17 protein-coding genes are annotated in these 20194 nt (G+C 73.0%); 15 read left to right on the plus strand and 2 right to left on the minus strand.

Translation table 11 applies throughout. The features are described from left to right. The first annotated feature begins 105 nt into the window (after positions 1 to 105). From hemC to ACFUK0_RS28965, 3 genes are read left to right on the plus strand one after another with little or no spacing between them, the layout of a single operon-like run. Positions 106 to 1041, plus strand: coding sequence for a hydroxymethylbilane synthase (gene hemC / locus ACFUK0_RS28955; RefSeq protein ID WP_380255358.1), 936 nt, complete (start codon positions 106 to 108; stop codon positions 1039 to 1041). An 8-nt stretch (positions 1042 to 1049) separates the two neighbouring features. Continuing rightward, the gene (locus tag ACFUK0_RS28960; protein WP_380255360.1) at positions 1050 to 1703 is read left to right on the plus strand and encodes a cyclodeaminase/cyclohydrolase family protein; all 654 of its coding nucleotides are present in this window, start codon (positions 1050 to 1052) and stop codon (positions 1701 to 1703) included. Further along, complete coding sequence (locus ACFUK0_RS28965; protein ID WP_380255362.1) at positions 1700 to 2542, plus strand: bifunctional 5,10-methylenetetrahydrofolate dehydrogenase/5,10-methenyltetrahydrofolate cyclohydrolase; 843 nt, start codon at positions 1700 to 1702, stop codon at positions 2540 to 2542. Before ACFUK0_RS28960 ends, ACFUK0_RS28965 begins: the two co-directional genes overlap by 4 nt. A gap of 31 nt (positions 2543 to 2573) precedes the next feature. Here ACFUK0_RS28965 and nadE read toward each other — a convergent pair whose 3' ends face one another. Both nadE and ACFUK0_RS28975 read right to left on the minus strand, forming a co-directional pair. Next, positions 2574 to 3404 carry an ammonia-dependent NAD(+) synthetase gene (gene nadE, locus ACFUK0_RS28970; protein WP_380255364.1) on the minus strand — a complete coding sequence of 277 codons (831 nt, stop codon included), beginning with the start codon at positions 3402 to 3404 and terminating at the stop codon, positions 2574 to 2576. 139 nt (positions 3405 to 3543) lie between these two features. Then, positions 3544 to 3891, minus strand: a complete 348-nt coding sequence (locus ACFUK0_RS28975; protein ID WP_380255366.1) for a DoxX family protein — start codon at positions 3889 to 3891, stop codon at positions 3544 to 3546. A gap of 155 nt (positions 3892 to 4046) precedes the next feature. Between ACFUK0_RS28975 and ACFUK0_RS28980 the strand changes: the two genes are divergently transcribed. From ACFUK0_RS28980 to cydD, 12 genes are all read left to right on the plus strand, one after another. Next, positions 4047 to 4316 carry a hypothetical protein gene (locus ACFUK0_RS28980; RefSeq protein WP_380255368.1) on the plus strand — a complete coding sequence of 90 codons (270 nt, stop codon included), beginning with the start codon at positions 4047 to 4049 and terminating at the stop codon, positions 4314 to 4316. A 611-nt stretch (positions 4317 to 4927) separates the two neighbouring features. Next, complete coding sequence (locus ACFUK0_RS28985) at positions 4928 to 5926, plus strand: hypothetical protein (RefSeq protein WP_380255370.1); 999 nt, start codon at positions 4928 to 4930, stop codon at positions 5924 to 5926. A gap of 123 nt (positions 5927 to 6049) precedes the next feature. Then, positions 6050 to 7414, plus strand: a complete 1365-nt coding sequence (locus ACFUK0_RS28990; RefSeq protein ID WP_380255372.1) for an efflux RND transporter periplasmic adaptor subunit — start codon at positions 6050 to 6052, stop codon at positions 7412 to 7414. A gap of 53 nt (positions 7415 to 7467) precedes the next feature. Next, on the plus strand, positions 7468 to 8235 hold the full coding sequence (locus tag ACFUK0_RS28995; RefSeq protein WP_380255374.1) for an ABC transporter ATP-binding protein: 768 nt from the start codon (positions 7468 to 7470) through the stop codon (positions 8233 to 8235). After that, the gene (locus ACFUK0_RS29000) at positions 8232 to 9443 is read left to right on the plus strand and encodes an ABC transporter permease (RefSeq protein WP_380255376.1); all 1212 of its coding nucleotides are present in this window, start codon (positions 8232 to 8234) and stop codon (positions 9441 to 9443) included. Before ACFUK0_RS28995 ends, ACFUK0_RS29000 begins: the two co-directional genes overlap by 4 nt. Positions 9444 to 9462: 19 nt before the next feature. Then, entirely contained in the window at positions 9463 to 10179 is a 717-nt protein-coding gene (locus tag ACFUK0_RS29005; protein ID WP_380255378.1) for a hypothetical protein, read from the plus strand. Between the two features lie 241 nt (positions 10180 to 10420). Continuing rightward, positions 10421 to 11197, plus strand: a complete 777-nt coding sequence (locus ACFUK0_RS29010) for a response regulator transcription factor (protein ID WP_380255410.1) — start codon at positions 10421 to 10423, stop codon at positions 11195 to 11197. Between the two features lie 7 nt (positions 11198 to 11204). Next, positions 11205 to 12713: a sensor histidine kinase gene (locus ACFUK0_RS29015; RefSeq protein WP_380255380.1), complete on the plus strand. Its 1509-nt coding sequence runs from the start codon at positions 11205 to 11207 to the stop codon at positions 12711 to 12713. Between the two features lie 124 nt (positions 12714 to 12837). After that, a complete protein-coding gene (locus tag ACFUK0_RS29020) occupies positions 12838 to 13446 on the plus strand; it encodes a Uma2 family endonuclease (protein ID WP_380255382.1) in 609 nt (202 codons plus the stop codon). 404 nt (positions 13447 to 13850) lie between these two features. Next, positions 13851 to 15395, plus strand: a complete 1545-nt coding sequence (locus ACFUK0_RS29025; protein ID WP_380255384.1) for a cytochrome ubiquinol oxidase subunit I — start codon at positions 13851 to 13853, stop codon at positions 15393 to 15395. Between the two features lie 20 nt (positions 15396 to 15415). Next, a complete protein-coding gene (cydB, locus tag ACFUK0_RS29030; RefSeq protein ID WP_380255386.1) occupies positions 15416 to 16441 on the plus strand; it encodes a cytochrome d ubiquinol oxidase subunit II in 1026 nt (341 codons plus the stop codon). An 18-nt stretch (positions 16442 to 16459) separates the two neighbouring features. Beyond that, positions 16460 to 20188 (plus strand): thiol reductant ABC exporter subunit CydD, encoded by a 3729-nt coding sequence (gene cydD / locus ACFUK0_RS29035; protein WP_380255388.1) that lies wholly within the window; start codon positions 16460 to 16462, stop codon positions 20186 to 20188. Positions 20189 to 20194: the final 6 nt, after the last annotated feature.

Below are 20194 nucleotides of genomic sequence, written 5' to 3' on the forward strand. Positions count from 1 at the left end.
GCGCACCGCCGAGGGCGGTGCGCCCCTTCCGGCCGTCTGCGCATCCGGGGGCTCCCGGGCGGCGCCGTTGCCGGACAAGGGATCTGACGGTCTATCGTTTCTGCTATGCCCACTGCCGAGCTGATCCGTATCGTCTCCCGCTCCTCCCCCATGGCGCTCGCCCAGGTGGAGCGCGTCCGGGCCGAACTGGCCGCCCTGCATCCCGGGATCAGGACGGAGGTCGTTCCCGTCACCACCTCCGGGGACCGCTGGATGGGCGACCTCGCCCTGCTCGGCGGCAAGGGCGCCTTCACCAAGGAGGTCGACGCCGCGCTGCTCGCGGGCGACGCCGACCTCGCCGTGCACTGCGTCAAGGACGTCCCGGCCGACCGGCCGCTCCCGGCGGGCACCGTCTTCGCCGGCTTCCTGAAGCGCGACGACATCCGCGACGCCGTGATCCACCAGGGCGGCCTCACCCTGGACGAGCTGCCCGCCGGCGCCCGGATCGGCACCTCGTCCGTCCGCCGCCGGGCCCAACTCGCCGTCACCCACCCGCACCTGGAGTGCGTCCCGATGCGCGGCAACGCCAACCGGCGGCTGGAGAAGCTGGCCGCAGGCGAGGCCGACGCGCTGCTGCTGGCGGTCTCCGGGCTGGAGCGGATCGGCCGCCGCGAGCTGATCACCGAGATCCTGCCGGTGGAGACGATGTGCCCGCCGATCGGCGCCGGTGTCCTCGGCCTGCAGTGCCGCGAGGACGACAGCATCACCATCGACGCCGTCGCCGGGCTCGGCGACGCCGGCACCTGGCGCGAGACCACCGCCGAGCGGATGTTCCTGCACGTCCTCCAGGGCCACTGCAACAGCCCGATCGCCGGCTACGCCAAGGCCGAGCGCGACGGCCGGCTGTCGCTGCGGGCCCGGGTGTTCTCGCCGGACGGCAAGACCGTCCTGGACGCCCACGAGTGGGCCGGCCCGCTCGACCCGGCCACCCTCGGCACGTCCGTCGCCGTCGCGCTGCTGCGCCAGGGCGCCCGCGAGCTGATCGACACCATCCCGCACTGAGCCCCGCCGTGCCCGACCACCCACCGGAGACCCCCGTGCCCCTGCGCGACGAGACGATCGGCGACTTCCTGGACCAGCTCGCGGACAGGGTGCCCGCGCCGGGCGGGGGAGCGTCCGCCGCCCTGCACGCCGCCCAGGCGGCGGCCCTGCTGAGCATGGTCGCCCGCTACAGCACCGGGGAGAAGTACGCCGCCCACGCCGCCGTGATCGAGCGGATCACCGCCGAGAGCGACGGCCTGCGGGCCCGTGCGCTGCAACTCGCGGACGAGGACGCGGCGGCCTTCACCGCCGTCACCGACGCCTACCGGCTGCCCGGCGGCACCGAGGACGACAAGGCCGCCCGGTCGGCCGCCATCGCCGCCGCGCTGACCGGGGCCGCGCGCCCGCCCGCCGAGGTCGTCGGCGTCGCCCGGGTGCTGGTCGCCCTCGCCGAGGAACTGCTGCCGGTCGGCAACCGCAACGTCGTCACGGACGTGGCCGCCGCCGCCGAGGCCGCCCGCGCGGCCGCCACCACGGCCCGGGTGAACATCGAGATCAACCTCGGCGGCATCCGGGACGAGGACGCCCGCGCCGCGCTCGCCGCCGACGCGGCCCGCGTCGACGAGGTCGCCGCGCGCGCCGAGCAGGTCACCGCCGCCGTCCGCAAGGAGATCAGCCGTTGAGCGCGCTCAGCCTGTCCGGCCGGGACCTCGCCGCCGCCGTCCGCACCGAGGCCGCCGCCCGCGCCGCCGCGCTGACCGCCGCCGGGACATCGCCGAGGCTGGCCGTGGTGATCGCCACCGCCGACGAGTCCAGCGCCTGGTACGTCCGCTCGATCGCCAAGGCCGCCGCCACGGCCGGCATCACCTGCGACCTCGTCGAGCTCGGCCCGGACGCGGCGGCGGACACCATCCGCGCCACGCTGGCCCGGCTGAGCGCCGACGACACCGTGCACGGCATCATCCTGCAGACCCCGCTGCCGGCCGGCGCCGCCCTGGAGGACCTCGCCTCCGCCATCGCCTTCGAGAAGGACGTCGACGGCGCCAACCCGCTCTCCCTGGGCCGCCTCGCCAGCGGGCTCCCGGCCTTCGCCCCGGCGACCGCCGAGGCCGTGCTGGCGATCCTCGACCACCACGAGGTCGACCTCTCCGGCCGCCTGGTCGCCGTCGTCGGCCGCTCCACCGTGGTCGGCAAACCCGCCGCCCACCTGCTGCTGAACCGCGACGCCACCGTCGTCGTCTGCCACTCCCGCACGGCGGACCTGGCAGCCGTCACCTCCGCCGCCGACATCCTGGTCGCCGCGGTCGGCCGCCCCGGCCTGATCACCGCCGAGCACGTCGGACGCGGCGCCGTCGTGGTCGACGTCGGCACCAACCCCACCGAGGACGGCGGCCTGACCGGGGACGTCGACGCCGCCTCCGTCGCCGACCGAGCCGGCGCCCTGACCCCCGTCCCCGGCGGCGTCGGGCCGGTCACCACCGCCCTGCTGCTCCGGCACACGGTGCAGGCGGCGGGCGGCTGAACCACCCGGGGCCGGGACGGGGCCGCCCGCCTCAGGGGGCGATCGGCAGCTGCCGCTTGTGCTCGGTGAGGCGGTAGCGGCCGACGATGGCGGTGAAGGCGGCGTCGCCGACCGGCTTGCCCTCCAGGAAGTCGTCGATGTCGTCGTAGGTGACGCCGAGCGCGTCCTCGTCGGGCTTGCCGGGAGCCAGCGTCTCCAGGTCGGCGGTCGGGGTCTTCCAGATCAGCTCGGACGGGGCGCCGAGGGCCTGCGAGACGGCCCGCACCCGCCGCTTGGTGAGGCCGGTGAGCGGCACCAGGTCGGCCGCGCCGTCGCCGAACTTGGTGAAGAAGCCGGAGACCGCCTCGGCGGCGTGGTCGGTGCCCACCACCAGGCCGTCGTGCGCGCCCGCCACCGCGTACTGGGCGACCATGCGCTGGCGGGCCTTGATGTTGCCGTGCGTGAAGTCCTGGTGGTGCGCGTCGCGGAAGACCGTGTCGCCGGCCAGCACCGCGTCCAGGGCGGCGTCGCTGGCGGCCTTCACGTCGACGGTCAGCACCCGGTCGGCCCGGATGAACTCCAGCGCCAGCTGCGCGTCCTTCTCGTCGGCCTGGACGCCGTACGGCAGCCGCATCGCGAAGAAGGTCGCCTCCTGCCCGGTGGCACGGACCCGCTCGACGGCGAGCTGGCAGAGCCGGCCCGCGGTCGTGGAGTCCACCCCGCCGCTGATGCCCAGGACGAGTGAGCGCAGGCCGGTGGAGGTCAGGCGGCCGGCGAGGAAGGCCACCCGGCGCTCGATCTCCTGCTCCGCGTCGAACGACGGGCTCACCTCGAGCTCGCGGGCGATCTCCTGCTGCAGGGTGATGGGCGCCAGGTCGGTCACGGTTGCTCCTCGGTCTCGTCCGGGGTCGGGGTCGGGGTCGGCACGCGCCGCCCGGCCGGGGCCGCGGGTGCGTGCGGGGGGACGGAAGAACTCTAGAGGTACGGGCTCCCGCCCCCTGCGGCAGCGTGAGGTCCGCGGCTCAGGCCGCGAACCCCAGGGCGAGGGCGCCGACCACCGGCGCCGCGTACACCAGCGGGAACGCGATGTGGGAGTACCGGCGCGCCCGCGCCACGGTGAGGACGGCCCCGGCGAAGTACAGCACCAGCCCGGCGCCGGCCAGTACGCCGACGACCGGTACGGCCAGGCCGGCCAGCAGGCCCGCCGCGCCCGCCGCCTTCGCGGTGCCGAGCCAGACCCACCAGGCCCGGGGGACGCCGTACTCGGCCAACGGCTCGACGGTCCACCGGGCACCGAGGAAGACGGAACCGGCGGAGAACCCCGCCAGCGCGGCGGCGAGGACGGTGACGACGACGTAGGCGGTGGACATCAGAGGTGCTCCCATCGGAAGGGTGCCGGTGCGGGCCGCGCCGGCCGGGCCCTGCGGCCCTCACCGTCATGACCCGCCGCACCGGGCCGGTGTGACAGCGGACGGGCACGGAATCTCCCGTGCGCGCCGTCCGTGCGGCGGAACACACTGCGGGCATGGACGGACTGTCGAGTGAGCTGCTGGGGTTCCCGCCCGACGCGCGGGTGCTGATCGTCAACTGCGACGACCAGCTGCCGCCCGGCCTCAGTGAGTGGGCCGTCCACCCGGGCACCGGAGCCGCAGAGTCCCGTGACCTCGACGACGGTTGGCGCGTCCGGCGCACGGACCACGAGTTCCTGACGGCGCCGCAGACGCGTGAGTTGTTCGAGAGCGAAGGCATCGTGGTCACCGACTACCGGGGCATGCAGGACGCCTGGTCCAGGTGAGGGCCGGCGGCGTGGTGCGGCGGCGGCGAGTACCTCCGTTCGCCGCCCACGAAGGGTCGGGCGAAACCCGTCGACAGCGAGCCGGAGGGGCACGCTCAGGTCGGTCGCTCCCGGCCGACGTCATTCCCGCGGATCCCGTTTCCTGGCGGGGCTGCGCGAGGGGCCTGCCAGGGTGCCCCGGAAATGACGGACAGGCTCCTGCGGAAAAGCAATTGACGGATTGTCGGAAGAATTCAGAAATGCCTGACGCCCCGTATTATGCAAATGGCTCCGAACCTTTCGGTCCGGAGCCATTCCCATAAACCCGGCCGGGCGCCTCTACTTGGCAGTTACGTCGCCCAGCCTGAACAACGAGTCCCAGTATGCCCGCTCCGCAGGCCGATGCCCAGTTCTTCCGCCGTTCGTGGCGGTTGGCGGGCCATCCCGGAGTGGGTGGGTGGGGCCAGGAGGCCGTGATGTCAGGCGTGTTGGCAGTGGACGATCGGGGCGTGCAGGGCGGGGAGGGGGCGCGCGAAGGTGGCGGTGCTCCAGTCGGTCGGGACCCTTCGCTGCGGGGGACGTCGGTGGCGCACGCCTTCCGGACGTCGCTGGCGTGGCGGTGGACGGCGGGTATGCCCAAGGCGTTGTCCGGGGGGTTCCTGAAGATCCTGCACAGCCTGCACTCGCTGGCGAACGAGGACGGCGTGCTGCGGTTCCGGCGCAGCGGTGACGGCATCCCGCTGGGGCAGATCGCGCTCGGGGCGATGTGCGACGTGAAGGACGCCCGGCGGTACCTGCGGGCGGCGATCGCGGCGGGGTTGGTGCGGGTGGTCGGGGAGATCCAGCGGGGTTTCGCGGTGGTGTACGCGCTGGTGGTGCCGGGGTGGGAGCCGGACTGGGCGGCGGCTGTCGAGTCCCTGGTGGAGTCGCGGCGTGAGCGGCCCGAGGGGCGGGAGCGGCCGGACTGGATGGGGGGACGGACCCCCGGGGTGGGGAGGGGGGCGGACCCCCGGGGAGGTGAGGGGGACGGACCCCCGCACACCCAGGATGTCTCCCACGGTGTTTCCCAGGTGGAGCTTCCCGTCGTTGATCACGTACAGGCCCCCCGCGCGCGGGCGCGCGTGACGCGCGAGGCTGCCGGGGCCGGGGAGCGTGCGCGGCAGTGGCGGGAGTTCACGGGGGCGCTGCCCGTGGACCTGCGGCCGGCCGCCGTCGGGCTGCCGGTGCGGCATCCGTCCCGGCTGGCGGCGGTCGCCGCGATGGCGGAACACCGGTTCGAACCGGCTGAGTTGGGCGGTCGCGCCGGGGGCGGCCCGTACCGGGCCGACGTCGACCCGCAGGCCGTCCTGGTCGCCCGGCTGGACAGGGTGCTCACCGAGCCACCGGCCCGCACCGGCCGGACCGCCACCCGGGCGGCCGCCCAGGCAGCGGCCCGGGCGGCGGTGCGGGAGAGCCGGTGGGCCGCCGCCCCGGCCCGGCCGGCGGCGCCCGGCCTGCCGGCCCAGCGGGAGCGTCCGGGCAGCCGTGGCGGGGCGGCCACCGGCGCCGCCGGCCGGGCCGAAACGGGTGCGGACTGCGGACTTGCTGTGGATGGCTGGGAGTTCCCTGGGGGATCGGTCAACCGCCGATGAGGATCACGGCCGGGTCAGGGCAAAGCGGGGCGGTTCTGTAGGGAGATGTCCGGTTTTCCGGGCTCAGCCATCTCCCAGGTGCGCCTCAGGACTCCGCAAGAGCCCCGGGCGAGGCTTGCTCCCATGAAGGTGCTCCCGCGACGGCGTGGTGCCGTCCTCGTCAACTCCGCACTCGGCGTGGCCCTCCTGGGCGGCGCCGTCCTGGTGTACACCACCTTGGACAGCGGTACCAGCGTGGCGGCCGGCAAGGCCCAGGTACGTACGGCAACGGTGGCGAAGGGCACGGTCCTGGCCACGGTGTCCGGAACAGGCACACTCGCCTCTCCCACCGATGCCGCTCAGGATTTCCTCACCGGAGGAAAGCTCACCGCCGTGAAGGTGGCGGTCGGCGACACGGTGACCAAGGGGGAGGTGCTGGCGACCGTCGACACGACGGCCGCCCAACAACAGGTGGACGCCGCCCAGTCGGCGCTCACGGCCGCGAAGGCCAACCTGACGAAGGCCAAGGCCGGCGTCACGACCACGACCACCAGTCAGATCCCCGGCAGTTCCTCGGGCAGCTCCGGCTCCAACGGGTCGGCGGAATCGGGCGGTTCCAGGAGCGGTGGCGCCACCGCCGCCGCGACCACCCCGGTGCCGCAGACCACCACCGTCACCACCACCAAGGTGGACGACGCGGCGGTCGCCCAGGCCCAGCAGCAGGTCGACACCGCGACGACCACGCTCACCAACGCCCAGACGGCGCTGGCCGGTACGACGCTCACCGCCTCGGTGGACGGCACGGTGGCCTCGGTCGCGAACAAGACCGGCGACACCGTCTCCGGCAGCGGCGGCTCGTCCACCAGCTCCACCGGTGCCAAGACCACCGGTACGACCACCACCTCCTCGTCGGCGCCGAGCGGTTTCATCGTGCTCACCAACCCGACCGGCATGCAGGTCACCGCGTCGTTCTCCGAGCTGGACTCGCTGAAGCTGAAGAAGGGCGAGGCGGCCACCGTCACGCTCAACGCGCAGTCCGACACCAAGCTCAACGCGACCGTCCTGTCGGTCAGTTCGCTGCCGACCAGCGGCTCCAGCGGCGCGGTGCAGTACGGCGCGACGCTGCAGATCACCAGTGACACCAGCAAGCTGCGGACGGGCCTCAGCGCCACCGTCTCGGTCGTCACCGGTGAGGCGGACAACGCGCTGTCGCTGCCCACCGCCGCGCTGTCCGGGACGGGCACCAGCCGTACCGCCACCGTGGTGGCGGAGGACGGCACCACCTCCCGGGTCAGCGTCACCGTCGGTGTGGAGGGTGACACCACCGTCCAGGTCACCGAGGGGCTCAAGGAGGGCGACAAGGTCGAGCTGACCACGACCACCACCGGGGGCTCCGGCAACGGCTTCCCGGCGGGCAACTTCCCCGGTACCACCGGCCAGGGCGGTGCCGCCATCCCCGGCGGAACCGGTGGTGGCGCGGCCGGTGCAGGCCGGACCGGTGGCCGGTGAGGACGAAACGCCAGATCACCTCCGGAGGGCGGACGGACTCCGCTCCCCCGCCGGTGATCCAGATCCGCCGGGTCACCAAGTCGTACGGCTTCGGCGACGCCACCGTGCACGCCCTGCACGGCCCGTCCGACCCGGTGACGGGTGAGCCGCTCGGCGTCGACCTGGACATCGAGCAGGGCGACTTCGTCGCGGTGATGGGCAGTTCGGGCTCCGGCAAGTCCACGTTGATGAACATCCTCGGCTGCCTCGACGTCCCCACCGCCGGCCGCTACCTGCTGGACGGCACCGACGTCGGCCACCTGGACGAGCAGCAGCTCTCGCTCGTCCGCAACCGCAAGATCGGCTTCATCTTCCAGTCGTTCAACCTGGTGCCCCGCACCACGGCCCTGGCACAGGTGGAACTGCCGCTCGCCTACGCGGGCGTGCGCTCCGCCGAGCGCCGGCGCCGGGCGCTCGCCGCGCTCTCGCTGGTCGGCCTCGCCGACCGGTCCGGGCACAAGCCGAACGAGCTGTCCGGCGGCCAGCAGCAGCGCGTGGCGGTCGCCCGTGCGCTGGTCACCGCGCCCGCGATGCTGCTCGCCGACGAACCGACCGGAAACCTGGACAGCCGCTCGACGGAGGAGGTGCTCGGCATCATCGACGGTCTCAACGCCATCGGCCGCACCGTCGTGCTGATCACCCACGAGGACGAGGTCGCCGCCCACGCCAAGCGGGTCATCCGGCTGATGGACGGGGCGATCGTCTCCGACGTCCGGCAGGGCCCGGTGGACGGGCCGCCCCCGGCCGTCGTCCGCCGCGAACTGGTCGGAGGCCGGCCGTGATCCTCTGGCAGATGCTCCGCTTCGCCATCGGCGGCCTGGCCGCCAACAAGGTGCGCTCCGCCCTCACCATGCTCGGCGTGCTGATCGGCGTCGCCTCGGTGATCCTGCTGCTCGCCGTCGGCAACGGCTCGTCCGTCGCGGTGAAGGACTCGATCACGGCGCTGGGCACCAACTCGCTGACGGTGTCCTCGGGCGCCTCCTTCGGCGGCTCGCGCACCGCGACCACCACCAAGAAGCTCACCGTCGAGGACGCCAAGGCGCTGGCCACCTCCACCGAGGCGCCCGACATCAAGTCCGTCGCACCGGTGGTCACCACCAGCGGCACGGCCCTGTACGGCGACATCTCGTACAGTCCGGGCTCGATCGTCGGCACCTACCCGGCGTACTTCGAGACCTCCAACCTGAAGATCGAGCACGGCGACTACTTCAGCAACGACGACGTGCTCAACTCCCGCAAGGTCGCCGTGCTCGGCGCGACGACGGCCAAGCAGCTGTTCGACACCGCCGACCCGATCGGCAAGCAGGTCGTCATCGGCGGCACGCCGTTCACCGTCACCGGCGTGCTGAAGACCAAGGGCAGTACCGGGTTCAGCGACCCGGACGACGTGGTGATCGCCCCGCTGCCGACCGTGCAGAACGCCTTCACCGGCTTCGGATCGGTCAGCCAGATCCTGGTGCAGGCCACCTCGGCGGAGACCACCACCGCCGCGCAGGCCGAGATCACCCAGGTCCTGATGGGCACCCACGCCCTCAAGGACGCCACCAAGCTCGACTTCCGGATCAGCAACCAGACCTCGCTGCTGACCGCCCGGGAGAGCACCGGCAAGACGTTCACCGTGCTGCTCGGCGCCGTGGCGGCGATCTCGCTGCTGGTCGGCGGGATCGGCATCACCAACATCATGCTGGTCACCGTCACCGAGCGGACCAGGGAGATCGGCATCCGGAAGGCGCTCGGCGCGCCCAAGGGCGTCATCCTCGGGCAGTTCCTCACCGAGTCGACCCTGCTCTCCGTCCTCGGTGCCGGGCTCGGGGTGCTCGCCGGGCTGGCCGGCTCGCACTTCAGCATCGTCGGCATCAAGCCCGTGGTGATCCCGGAGTCGGTGCTCGCCGCGTTCGGCATCGCCGTCGCCATCGGGCTGTTCTTCGGCAGCTACCCCGCCAACCGGGCCGCCTCGCTGCGTCCCATCGACGCCCTCCGACACGAGTGACCCAGGAGTCCTGACCGCCATGAGCGACGACAACCACGCCCTGGTGGCGCGCACCGAGCAGAACAGCCCGGCCGCCCAGGTCGAGCTGCTCGGCACCCCGCCCGACGCGCGCGACATCACCGCCGAACTGGCCGCGCCGCCGCGCCGCAAGCTGCCCTGGCTGAGCCTCGCCCTGGCCGGCGGGGTGCTCGCCGCGGCGGCGTTCAGCGGCGGCGTCTGGTACCAGCAGAACCACGGCACCACCAAGCAGGCGGCGCCCGGCGGCAACCAGCAGCGGACGGGCGGCCTGGCCGGCGCCCCCGGCGGGTACGGGGGCCAGGCCGCGGCGGGAGCGGCCGGCGGCTACGGCGGCGCGGCGGCCGGTACCGGCACCCGCCGGGGCACGGGCCAGGCCGGCGGCACGGGCCAGGCGGCCGGCGGGGCGGGCGCGCCGGCCGGCGGCACCACCGGCCAGGCGGCCGGCGGGGGCTTCACCCGGGGCACCGTCAAGGTCGTCGACGGCACCACCGTCTACCTCACCGACGCCGCCGGGAACACCATCAAGGTGACCACCGGCGACTCCACCAAGGTGCAGCTCAACAAGGAGGGCAAGGTCGGCGACCTCCAGCCCGGCCAGAGCGTCACCGTCGTCGGCACCCCGGACGCCTCCGGGGGCTACGCCGCCAGCCAGCTCGTCGAGGGCGCGGCGGCGGCCGGCGGGTTCGGCACCGCCGCGAGGAGCTCGTCCGGCGGCTGACCCCGCGGCCACCGGACGTACCGGGCCCGGCCGGCAGACAGCCGGCCGGGCCCGTCACTGCCCGGATCCGGCGTCCCGGCTGCCGGGCCCGGTTAGTCTGGTTAATCCAACATTCATCAACAGTGCATAGCCTCGACAGGGCTATGGTCCGAACAGCGTCATCGCTCGCATCACCCGGGCGACCGGCAACCCGTACCACCGGCAACCCGTACGACCAGGAGGCGGAACCACCGTGCAAGGGATCGTCTCGACACCGGGCGCCGCGGCGACCGCAGGCACCGCCGCCGGTGAAGCCTTCCTCCTCGTCGTCGACGACGAACCGAACATCCGCGAGCTGCTCTCCGCCTCGCTGCGGTTCTCCGGTTTCCGGGTCTCCTCCGCCGCGACCGGCCACGAGGCGCTCGCCGCCGTCGCCGCCGAACGCCCCGACCTGATCGTCCTCGACGTGATGCTCCCCGACCTCGACGGCTTCACCGTCGTCGAGCGGCTGCGCGAGCAGACCAGGCGCGGCCAGATCGCCGGGCCCGTGCACTCCGGGGACCACCTGCCGGTGCTGTTCCTCACGGCCAAGGACGGCGTCGGCGACAAGGTGCAGGGCCTGGCCGTCGGCGCGGACGACTACGTCACCAAGCCGTTCAGCCTGGAGGAGCTGATAGCCCGGATCCGCGCCATCCTGCGCCGGGCCGGCGGCCCCGCCGAGGACGGCCGGCTCGTCGTCGCCGATCTCACCCTCGACCCGATCGCCCACGAGGTGACCCGCGCCGGGATCCCGGTCTCGCTCTCCCCGACCGAGTTCAAGCTGCTGCACTACCTGCTCGCCAACGTCGGCCGGGTGGTCTCCAAGGCCCAGATCCTCGACCACGTCTGGGCGTACGACTTCGGCGGCGACCTCTCCATCGTCGAGTCGTACATCTCCTACCTGCGCCGCAAGCTCGACTCCGGCCCCGCGCACGGGCCCAAGCTGATCCACACCGTCCGCGGCATCGGCTACGCCCTGCGCCGCCCGCCGCAGAACTGACCACCGGATGCGACGGCCGTCCCTGGAGCGCCTGTCCCTGCGGGCCCGGCTGCTCCTCCTCTCCCTCGTCCTGGTCACCACCGGCCTCGCGGTCAGCGACGCCGTCGTCCTCGGCACCGTCCGCCACCAGCTCGAAGAGCGGATGGACGAGCAGCTGCTGCGCTTCGCCGAGCCGATGTCGCACCGCGCCGCCACCCGCCAGAGCGCCGGCGAGCGGCCGGGCGACCGGAACCAGCCGTCGGCGCTGTCCGGCAAGCGGGCCCTGCAGTACCTGACGACCCTGCCCAGCCAGTACGTCGTCCAGTACCTCTCCGCCGACGGCAAGGTCCAGCAGGTCCTGCGCCAGCCGATCGCCGACAGCGACCCGGCGCCGCAGCTCGGCCGCCTCGACCTGGCGGCCACCGACCCGGACACCGCCTTCGACCTGCCGGACGGCCGAGGCCACGGCACCTGGCGGGTCCTCGTCCTGCCGCTCCAGCGCCAGAACACCGCGGGCCCGTACGCCGCCCCCAGCTCCTCCTACGTGCTGGTCGCCGTCTCCCGCGACGAGATCGACGTCACCGTCGGGCGGCTGCGGGCGGCGTTCCTCGCGATCGGCGGGGTCGTCCTGGTGCTGATCGCGGGCCTCGGCTTCTTCGCCGTCCGGGCCGGACTGCGGCAGCTGCGCGGCATCGAGCGGGGCGCCGCCCGGATCGCCTCCGGCGAGCTCTCGCACCGGATGCCGGAACTCTCCGCCCGCACCGAGGTCGGCCGGCTGTCGGCCGCACTCAACGGGATGCTCACCCAGATCGAGGCGGCGTTCGCGGCCCGCGCCGAGTCCGAGGCCCGGATGCGCCGCTTCGTCGCCGACGCCTCGCACGAACTCCGCACGCCGCTGGCCGGCATCCGCGGCTTCGCCGAGCTGTACCGGATGGGCGCCCTGGCGACCCCCGCCGACGTCACCCGCACCATGGGCCGGATCGAGAACGAGGCCATCCGGATGGGCACCATGGTCGAGGACCTCCTCGTCCTCGCCCGCCTCGACGAGGAACGCCCCCTCGACCTCGCCCCGATGGACCTGCGCACCCTCGCCGCCGACGCGCTGCACGACCTGACCGCCCTCGACCCCTCCCGGCCCGTCGCCCTCACCGGCCCCGCCGGCCACGGCGCCCCCGGCGCCGCCCCCGTCCTCGGCGACGAGGCCCGCCTGCGCCAGGTGGTCACGAACCTGGTCGGCAACGCCGTCAAGCACACCCCGCCCGGCACCCCCGTCCGGATCGGCGTCGGCACCGCCCACGGCGACTGCCTGCTGGAGGTCGCCGACTCCGGCCCGGGCCTCACCCGCGCCGAGGCCGAACGCGTCTTCGACCGCTTCTACCGCGTCGACGCCTCCCGCAGCCGCCACGACGGCGGCGGCGCCGGCCTCGGCCTCGCCATCGCCACCGCCCTCACCCACGCCCACGGCGGCACCCTCACCCTCGCCAGCACCCCGGGCGACGGCGCCGTCTTCCGGATGGAGATCCCCCGCCAGCGGTGACCACCCGATCGGGTGAGGCCGCTGCGTTCCCCCGCTGGCGCTGCTGATCGTGTGCGAGCGTGCAGCCACGGCTTGTGTCACATCGGGCCCAGTGCTCAGACTGGACGGGAAGAGGGGTGTCTCAATGTTCGCGCTCGCACTTGAGGAGACCGTCGTGGACCTGGACCAGGCGCTGTGGCAGGTGTGGACGGCCATGGACGTGCCGCAGGGTTTCCGGGCGGAGATCATCGAGGGGGCCATCGAGATGTCACCCACCGGCGGAAGCCGTCACTTCACCGTGAACAGGAGGCTGGCCCACTCCCTGTACGACCATCTGCGGGGAAGCGGCTACAGCCCTGGGCAGGACGGCAACGTCATCCACGGTCTCAAGGTCCTCATCCCGGACGTCTTCGTCGCTCCCGACGACCTGGCAGAGATCGAGCACCCCGACGGCCTCGGCGTTCTCGCCTCCGGCGTCGCCCTGGTCGTGGAGACCGTCTCGCCCGGCAGCGAGAGCCGCAAGCGTGACCTCGTCCGCAAGCACCGTGCCTACGCCACGGCGGGCATCCCGGTCTACGTGATCATCGACGACTTCGACGAGGGCGGCTCGGTCACCGTCCTCTCCGGCCCCGACACCGTCCGGGGCAGCTATGCCCGTTCGGTCCGGACGCCCTACGGCGAGGACGCGATCGTCCCCGAGGGGCCGGCCAAGGGCTTCGTCATCGACGCGGCCGTCACCGGCGAACTGCTCTGAGCCGGCCGCTCTGAGCCGGCCGCTCCGGGCAGGCCGCACCCGCCTGCCTCAGCGACGCGCTGACCGGCTGTCAAGCGCCTGATCGTCCAAAACGCCCCCGGCCCGTGACCGGCTGCCGATTGTGGGCCGCGTCGTGACTTGCGCACACTGACCGGGACAGCGGGGCGGCGCCGGAGAACCCGAGCGCGCCCCCGTCCGCCCGGTGCGCCCGTCCGTCCGCGACGGCTGGACCGGTACCGGGTACCCCCCTTGCTGCGTGGCCATAAGTATGATGGATACTGCCCTTGTGAATGTATTCACGTTCACAAGCGGACAAGCTTGCGTGGCAACGTGATGCTCTGTCGCTATAGATGAAATTTGTCCGCTATCTGATGTATTGAGTCGCTGGCCGGAGAGAGGGCGAAGTGGACCTAGCAGTCGCTCACGAGACCATCGCGCGATGGCAGTTCGGCATCACCACCGTCTACCACTACCTCTTCGTACCGCTGACGATCAGCCTCGCCTCGATCGTCGCCGGGCTGGAGACCGCCTGGGTGCGGACCGGCAAGGAGAAGTACTTCCACGCCACCAAGTTCTGGGGCAAGCTCTTCCTGATCAACATCGCGATGGGCGTGGTCACCGGCATCGTGCAGGAGTTCCAGTTCGGGATGAACTGGTCCGACTACTCCCGCTTCGTCGGGGACGTCTTCGGTGCGCCGCTCGCGATGGAGGCGCTGATCGCCTTCTTCTTCGAGTCGACGTTCATCGGGCTGTGGATCTTCGGCTGGGACAAGCTGCCGAAGAAGCTGCACTGCGCCTGCATGTGGATGGTCGCCATCGGCACCTCCCTCTCCGCCTACTTCATCCTGGCCGCGAACTCCTGGATGCAGCACCCGGTCGGCTACGAGATCAACCCGGCCACCGGCAAGGCGCAGCTCAACGACATCGCGCGGGTCCTGTTCCAGGACACCTCCGTGGTCGTCGTCCTGCACACGCTGACCGCCGCCTTCCTCACCGGCGCGGCGTTCGTGGTCGGCATCGCCTCCTTCCACCTCTGGAAGACCAAGCGCCGGCCGGAGGGCGCCGACCCGAAGCGGACGGCCGCGATGCGCACCTCGCTGCGGCTCGGCCTCGTCCTCGCCGTGGTCTTCGGCCTGGGCACCGCCCTCACCGGCGACTCCCTCGCCAAGGTGATGTTCAAGCAGCAGCCGATGAAGATGGCCGCCGCCGAGGCGCTCTGGGACACCCAGGCGCCGGCGCCGTTCTCGATCTTCGCGGTCGGCAACGTCAACGCGGGCCACAACTCGGTCGAGCTGGAGATCCCGGCCGCGCTGTCCTTCCTGGCGAACAGCGACTTCACCTCGGCGGTGCCGGGCATCAACGACACCGCCGCCGAGGAGGCCGCCAAGTACGGCGGCGAGCCGACCGACTACATCCCGAACATCTTCGTGACGTACTGGGGCTTCCGCCTCATGATCGGCTTCGGGATGACGTCCTTCCTGGCCGGTCTGGTCGGCCTCTGGACGACCCGCAGAAAGCTCTTCCTCGCGCCGGAGCACCGCACCGGCGACGACGAAGTCCCCAAGCTGATGCTGACCCGCAACCGGGAGCTCGGGACGTTCCTCACCAAGTGGAGCTGGCGGATCGGCATCCTCACCATGGGCTTCCCGCTGATCGCCAACAGCTTCGGCTGGATCTTCACCGAGATGGGCCGTCAGCCCTGGGCGGTCTTCGGGCTGATGCGGACGGCCGACGCCGTCTCGCCGAACGTCAGCGTCACGACCCAGGTGATCGCCCTCAGCACCTTCACCCTGCTGTACGCGATCCTCGCCGTCATCGAGGTGAAGCTGATGGTCAAGTACGCCAAGGCCGGCCCGGACACCGCCGAGCAGCCCCCGGCGAAGGACCCCACCCTGCGCGGGCCGTCCTCCGACGAGGACGCCGACAAGCCACTCGCCTTCGCCTACTGAGCACTGGGGACCGAGAGACCATGCAACTCCACGACGTCTGGTTCATCCTCATCGCCGTCCTGTGGATCGGCTACTTCTTCCTCGAAGGCTTCGACTTCGGCATCGGCGTGCTCACCAAGCTGCTCGCCCGGGGCACCGCCGAGCGCCGGGTCCTGATCAACACCATCGGGCCGGTCTGGGACGGCAACGAGGTGTGGCTGCTCACCGCGGGCGGAGCCACCTTCGCGGCCTTCCCGGACTGGTACGCCACGCTCTTCAGCGGCTTCTACATCCCGCTGCTGGTGATCCTGGTCTGCCTGATCGTGCGCGGGGTCGCCTTCGAGTACCGGCACAAGCGCACCGAGGAGCGCTGGCAGCGCAACTGGGAGCACGCGATCTTCTGGACGTCGCTGATCCCGGCCTTCCTCTGGGGCGTCGCCTTCGCCAACATCGTGCACGGCGTCGACATCGACCAGCAGAAGAACTACACGGGCACCCTGTGGGACCTGCTCAACCCGTACGCCATTCTCGGCGGCCTGGTGACGCTGTTCCTGTTCACCTTCCACGGTGCCGTGTTCGCCGCGCTGAAGACGGTCGGCGACATCCGCGCCCGGGCCAGGACGATGGCCCTCCAGCTCGGACTGGCCACCGCCGTGCTGGCCCTGGTCTTCCTGATCTGGACCCAGGCCGACAGCGGCGACGGCTGGAGCCTGGCGGCCATGGTGGTCGCCGTCCTCGCCCTGGTCGGCGCCCTGATCGCCAACCAGCTCGCCCGCGAGGGGTGGGCGTTCGGCCTCTCGGGGCTGACGATCGTGGCGGCCGTCGGGATGCTCTTCCTGGCCCTGTTCCCGGACGTGATGCCCTCCACGCTGAACCCGGAGTGGAGCCTGACCGTCAGCAACGCCTCGTCCTCCGCCTACACGCTCAAGCTGATGACCATCGTCGCCGCGATCTGCACGCCCGTCGTGATCATCTACCAGGGCTGGACGTACTGGGTGTTCCGCAAGCGGATCGGCGTCCAGCACATCCCCGGCCACGACCCGGCCGCCGCGCTCGACCCGCACTGACGTCGAGAGGCCGCCGCCGTGAAACCCGTGGACCCGCGCCTGCTGGCGTACGCCCGCACCACCCGTGCCTTCCTCGCCGGATCCGTGATCCTCGGCGGGGCGGGCGCGGTGCTGGTGGTCGCGCAGGCGAGCCTGGTCGCCGAGATCGTCGTCCGCTCCTTCCAGCAGCGGGAGGGCCTGGACGCGTTGACCGGGCCGCTGCTGCTGCTCGCCCTCACCGCCGCCGGCCGTGCGCTCGTCGCCTGGCTCACCGAGCTCACCGCGCACCGCTCGGTGGCCCGGGTGAAGTCCACCCTGCGGCGCCGGCTGCTCGACCACGCCACCGCCCTCGGCCCGTCCTACCTGGCCGGGCGGCGGACCGGTGAGCTGACCACCCTCGCCACCCGCGGCATCGACGCCCTCGACGACTACTTCGCCCGCTACCTCCCGCAACTGGCGCTGGCCGTCGTCGTCCCGGTGGTCGTCCTGCTGCGGATCGTCGGCGCCGACCCGGAGTCCGCCGCGATCATCGCCGGCACGCTCCCGCTCATCCCGCTCTTCATGGCGCTCATCGGCATGGCGACGCAGTCCCGGATGGACCGTCAGTGGGCCGGCCTCTCCCGGCTCTCCCACCACTTCCTGGACGTCGTCGCCGGCCTGCCGACCCTCAAGGTCTTCAACCGGGCCAAGGCCCAGGCCGAGACGATCTCGCGGATCACCGCCGACTACCGCCGTGCCACCCTGCGGACCCTGCGGATCGCCTTCGTCTCCTCCTTCGCGCTGGAGCTGCTCTCCACCCTCTCCGTCGCCCTGGTCGCCGTCACCATCGGCTTCCGGCTGGTCAACGGCACGCTCGACCTCGAAACCGGCCTGCTGATCCTGATCCTCGCCCCGGAGGTCTACTTCCCGATCCGGCAGGTCGGCGCGCTCTACCACTCCAGCGTCGAGGGACTCACCGCCGCCGACGAGATCTTCCAGGTCCTGGAGACCCCGCTCCCGGCCGGCGGCAGCACCCCGGCCCCCGCCCTGACCGGCGCCACCATCACCCTCACCGGCCTCACCGTCCGGCACCCCGGCCGCAGCACCCCCGCCCTCCAGGGCGCCGGCCTCACCCTCACCCCCGGCACCACCACCGCCCTGACCGGGCCGAGCGGCGCGGGCAAGAGCACCCTCCTCTCCGTCCTCCTCGGCCTCACCACCCCGGACGCCGGCACCGTCACCATCACCACCCCGGACGGCACCCGCCACCACCTCGCGGACCTCGACCGGACGGGCTGGCACCGGCAGATCGCCTGGGTCCCCCAGCACCCGCACCTGTTCGCGGGCACCGTCGCCGACAACGTCCGCCTGAACACCCCGGACGCCACCGGCGAGGACGTCCGCACCGCCCTCGCCGCCGCCCACGCCCTGGACTTCGTCACCCGCCTCCCCCGCGGCATCGACACCCACCTCGGCGAGGGCGGCACCGGCCTCTCCGCGGGCCAGCGCCAGCGCCTGGCCCTGGCCCGCGCCCTGCTCGCCACCGACCGCCCCCTGGTCCTCCTCGACGAGCCCACCGCCAACCTGGACGGCGAGAGCGAGGCCGCCATCGTCGCCGCCGTCCACACCCTGGCAGCCGACCCCACCCGCACCGTCCTCCTGATCGCCCACCGCCCCGCCCTCCTGGCCGCCGCCACCCACCGCCACCACCTGACCGCCCCCACCACAACCCCCAAAACCCCCACCACCCCCACAACCCCCACCACCCCCACCATCCCCACCATCCCCACCACCCCCACCATCCCCACCATCCCCCTTCTCCCCACCACCCCCCTTCCCCCCACCCGCGAGAGGGTCGCGCTGCGCGAGGGGGCGGCGGACGGGGTGGGTACGGAGGGGGGCGTGGTGCGCGATTATCGGACTGCCAACGGTGAGAACCCGGCACCTGAGGGTCGGCAGTCCGATAATCGTGCAGCCCCCCGCAGTACCCACCCCGGGAGCCGACCCCGCAACCACCCACCCGAGAGCAACACCCCACCCCAGAGCAACACCCCCGGAGCCCCCCGCCTCACCCTCGCCACCACCCTCGGCGCCGCCGCCCTCCTCTCCGCCGTAGCCCTCATGGCCACCTCCGGCTACCTCATCTCGTACGCCTCCGAGATGCCCCCCGTCCTCTACCTGATGATGGCCGTCACCGCCGTCCGCGCCTTCGGCATCGGCCGCAGCGTCCTCCGGTACGCCGAGCGGCTGGTCTCCCACGACGCGGTGCTGCGCAGCCTCGGCGTTCTCCGTACCGCCGTCTACCGCCGGCTGGAGCAGCTGGCCCCCGCCGGACTGCCCGCCTACCGCCGGGGCGACCTGCTGTCGCGCCTGGTCGCGGACGTCGACGCGATCCAGGACCACTACCTGCGCTGGCGGATCCCGGCGGCCGTCGCGGTCACCGTCTCGGTGGTGTCCTCCGTCGGGCTGGGGCTGTTCCTCCCCGCCGCGGGGGCGATCCTCGCCGTCGGCCTGCTGCTGGCGGGTGCGGCCGTCCCCGCGCTGTCGGTCCGGTTGTCCGGCCGGACGGAACGCCGGCAGGCCCCGGCGCGGGGCGAGCTGGCGAACACCGTCGTCGACACCTTCACCGGCACCGCCGAGCTCACCGTCTCCGGCGCGCTGCCCGCCCGCCTCGCCGCCGTCCGCGCCGCCGACGCCACCCTCACCGCGCTGGCCGCCCGGTCCGCCGCGACCACCGCGCTCGGCGCGGGGCTGATCGCCCTGCTCACCGGCCTCACCGTGACGGCGGCCGCCGCCGCCGGTGTCCACGGAGTCACCACCGGCGCCCTCGCCCCCGTCTGCCTCGCCGTCGTCGTGCTGACGCCGCTCGCCGTGTTCGAGGCGGTCGCCGGGATGCCGCTCGCCGTCCAGGCCCGTGAGCGGAGCAGGGCGGCGCGCGCCCGGCTCGCCGAGGTCCTGGACGCCGAGCCGCCCGTCACCGAACCCGCCGCCGCGACGCCCCTGCCCGCCGAACCGCTTCCGCTCGCCGTCCGGGGGCTGGGCGCCCGGTACCCGGGCCAGGAGGGGGAGGCGATCTCCGACGTCACGCTCGACCTCGGCCCCGGCCGGCGGATCGCCGTCGTGGGCCCGTCCGGCTCGGGCAAGACCACCCTCGCGCACACCCTGCTGCGCTTCCTGGACCGCACGACCGGCACCGTCACGCTCGCCGCCGGTCGTCCACAGGCTGTGGACAGTGAAATGCTCGCCTCCGACGACGTCCGCCTCGTCATCGGCCTGTGCGCCCAGGACGCCCACGTCTTCGACAGCTCCCTGCGGGAGAACCTGCGTCTCGCCCTCCCCGGCGCCACCGACGCCGAACTGCGCGCGGCCCTGCACGGCGCCCGCCTGCTCGACTGGGTCGACACCCTGCCGGGCGGCCTGGACACCATGGTCGGCGAGCACGGCAGCCGGTTGTCGGGCGGCCAGCGCCAGCGCCTCGCGCTGGCCCGCGCCCTGCTCGCCGACTTCCCGGTACTGCTGCTGGACGAGCCCGCCGAGCACCTCGACCTGCCCACCGCCGACGCCCTCACCGCCGACCTGCTGGCCGCCACGGCGGGCCGCACCACCCTCCTGATCACCCACCGCCTGGCCGGACTGGCCGCCCCGGGGGCCGTCGACGAGATCCTCGTCCTGGCGGAGGGCCGGATCCTCGAACGCGGAACCTGGGCCGCCCTGACCGCCGCCCCGGACGGTCACCTGGCCGCGATGTGGCAGCGCGAACAGCAGGCGGACGGCCTGCTCGCGGTGTGACCGGTC

This window comes from Kitasatospora sp. NPDC057223 (genome assembly GCF_042669755.1).
Taxonomy (GTDB): domain Bacteria; phylum Actinomycetota; class Actinomycetes; order Streptomycetales; family Streptomycetaceae; genus Kitasatospora.

What these genes read in the sequence shown, in the direction of transcription:
- hemC (WP_380255358.1), top strand. Translation starts at nt 106, where the DNA reads ATGCCCACTGCCGAGCTGATCCGTATCGTCTCCCGCTCCTCCCCCATG.
- ACFUK0_RS28975 (WP_380255366.1), bottom strand. Translation starts at nt 3,891, where the DNA reads ATGTCCACCGCCTACGTCGTCGTCACCGTCCTCGCCGCCGCGCTGGCG.
- ACFUK0_RS28980 (WP_380255368.1), top strand. Translation starts at nt 4,047, where the DNA reads ATGGACGGACTGTCGAGTGAGCTGCTGGGGTTCCCGCCCGACGCGCGG.
- ACFUK0_RS28985 (WP_380255370.1), top strand. Translation starts at nt 4,928, where the DNA reads ATGCCCAAGGCGTTGTCCGGGGGGTTCCTGAAGATCCTGCACAGCCTG.
- ACFUK0_RS28990 (WP_380255372.1), top strand. Translation starts at nt 6,050, where the DNA reads ATGAAGGTGCTCCCGCGACGGCGTGGTGCCGTCCTCGTCAACTCCGCA.
- ACFUK0_RS29005 (WP_380255378.1), top strand. Translation starts at nt 9,463, where the DNA reads ATGAGCGACGACAACCACGCCCTGGTGGCGCGCACCGAGCAGAACAGC.
- ACFUK0_RS29015 (WP_380255380.1), top strand. Translation starts at nt 11,205, where the DNA reads ATGCGACGGCCGTCCCTGGAGCGCCTGTCCCTGCGGGCCCGGCTGCTC.
- ACFUK0_RS29020 (WP_380255382.1), top strand. Translation starts at nt 12,838, where the DNA reads ATGTTCGCGCTCGCACTTGAGGAGACCGTCGTGGACCTGGACCAGGCG.
- cydB (WP_380255386.1), top strand. Translation starts at nt 15,416, where the DNA reads ATGCAACTCCACGACGTCTGGTTCATCCTCATCGCCGTCCTGTGGATC.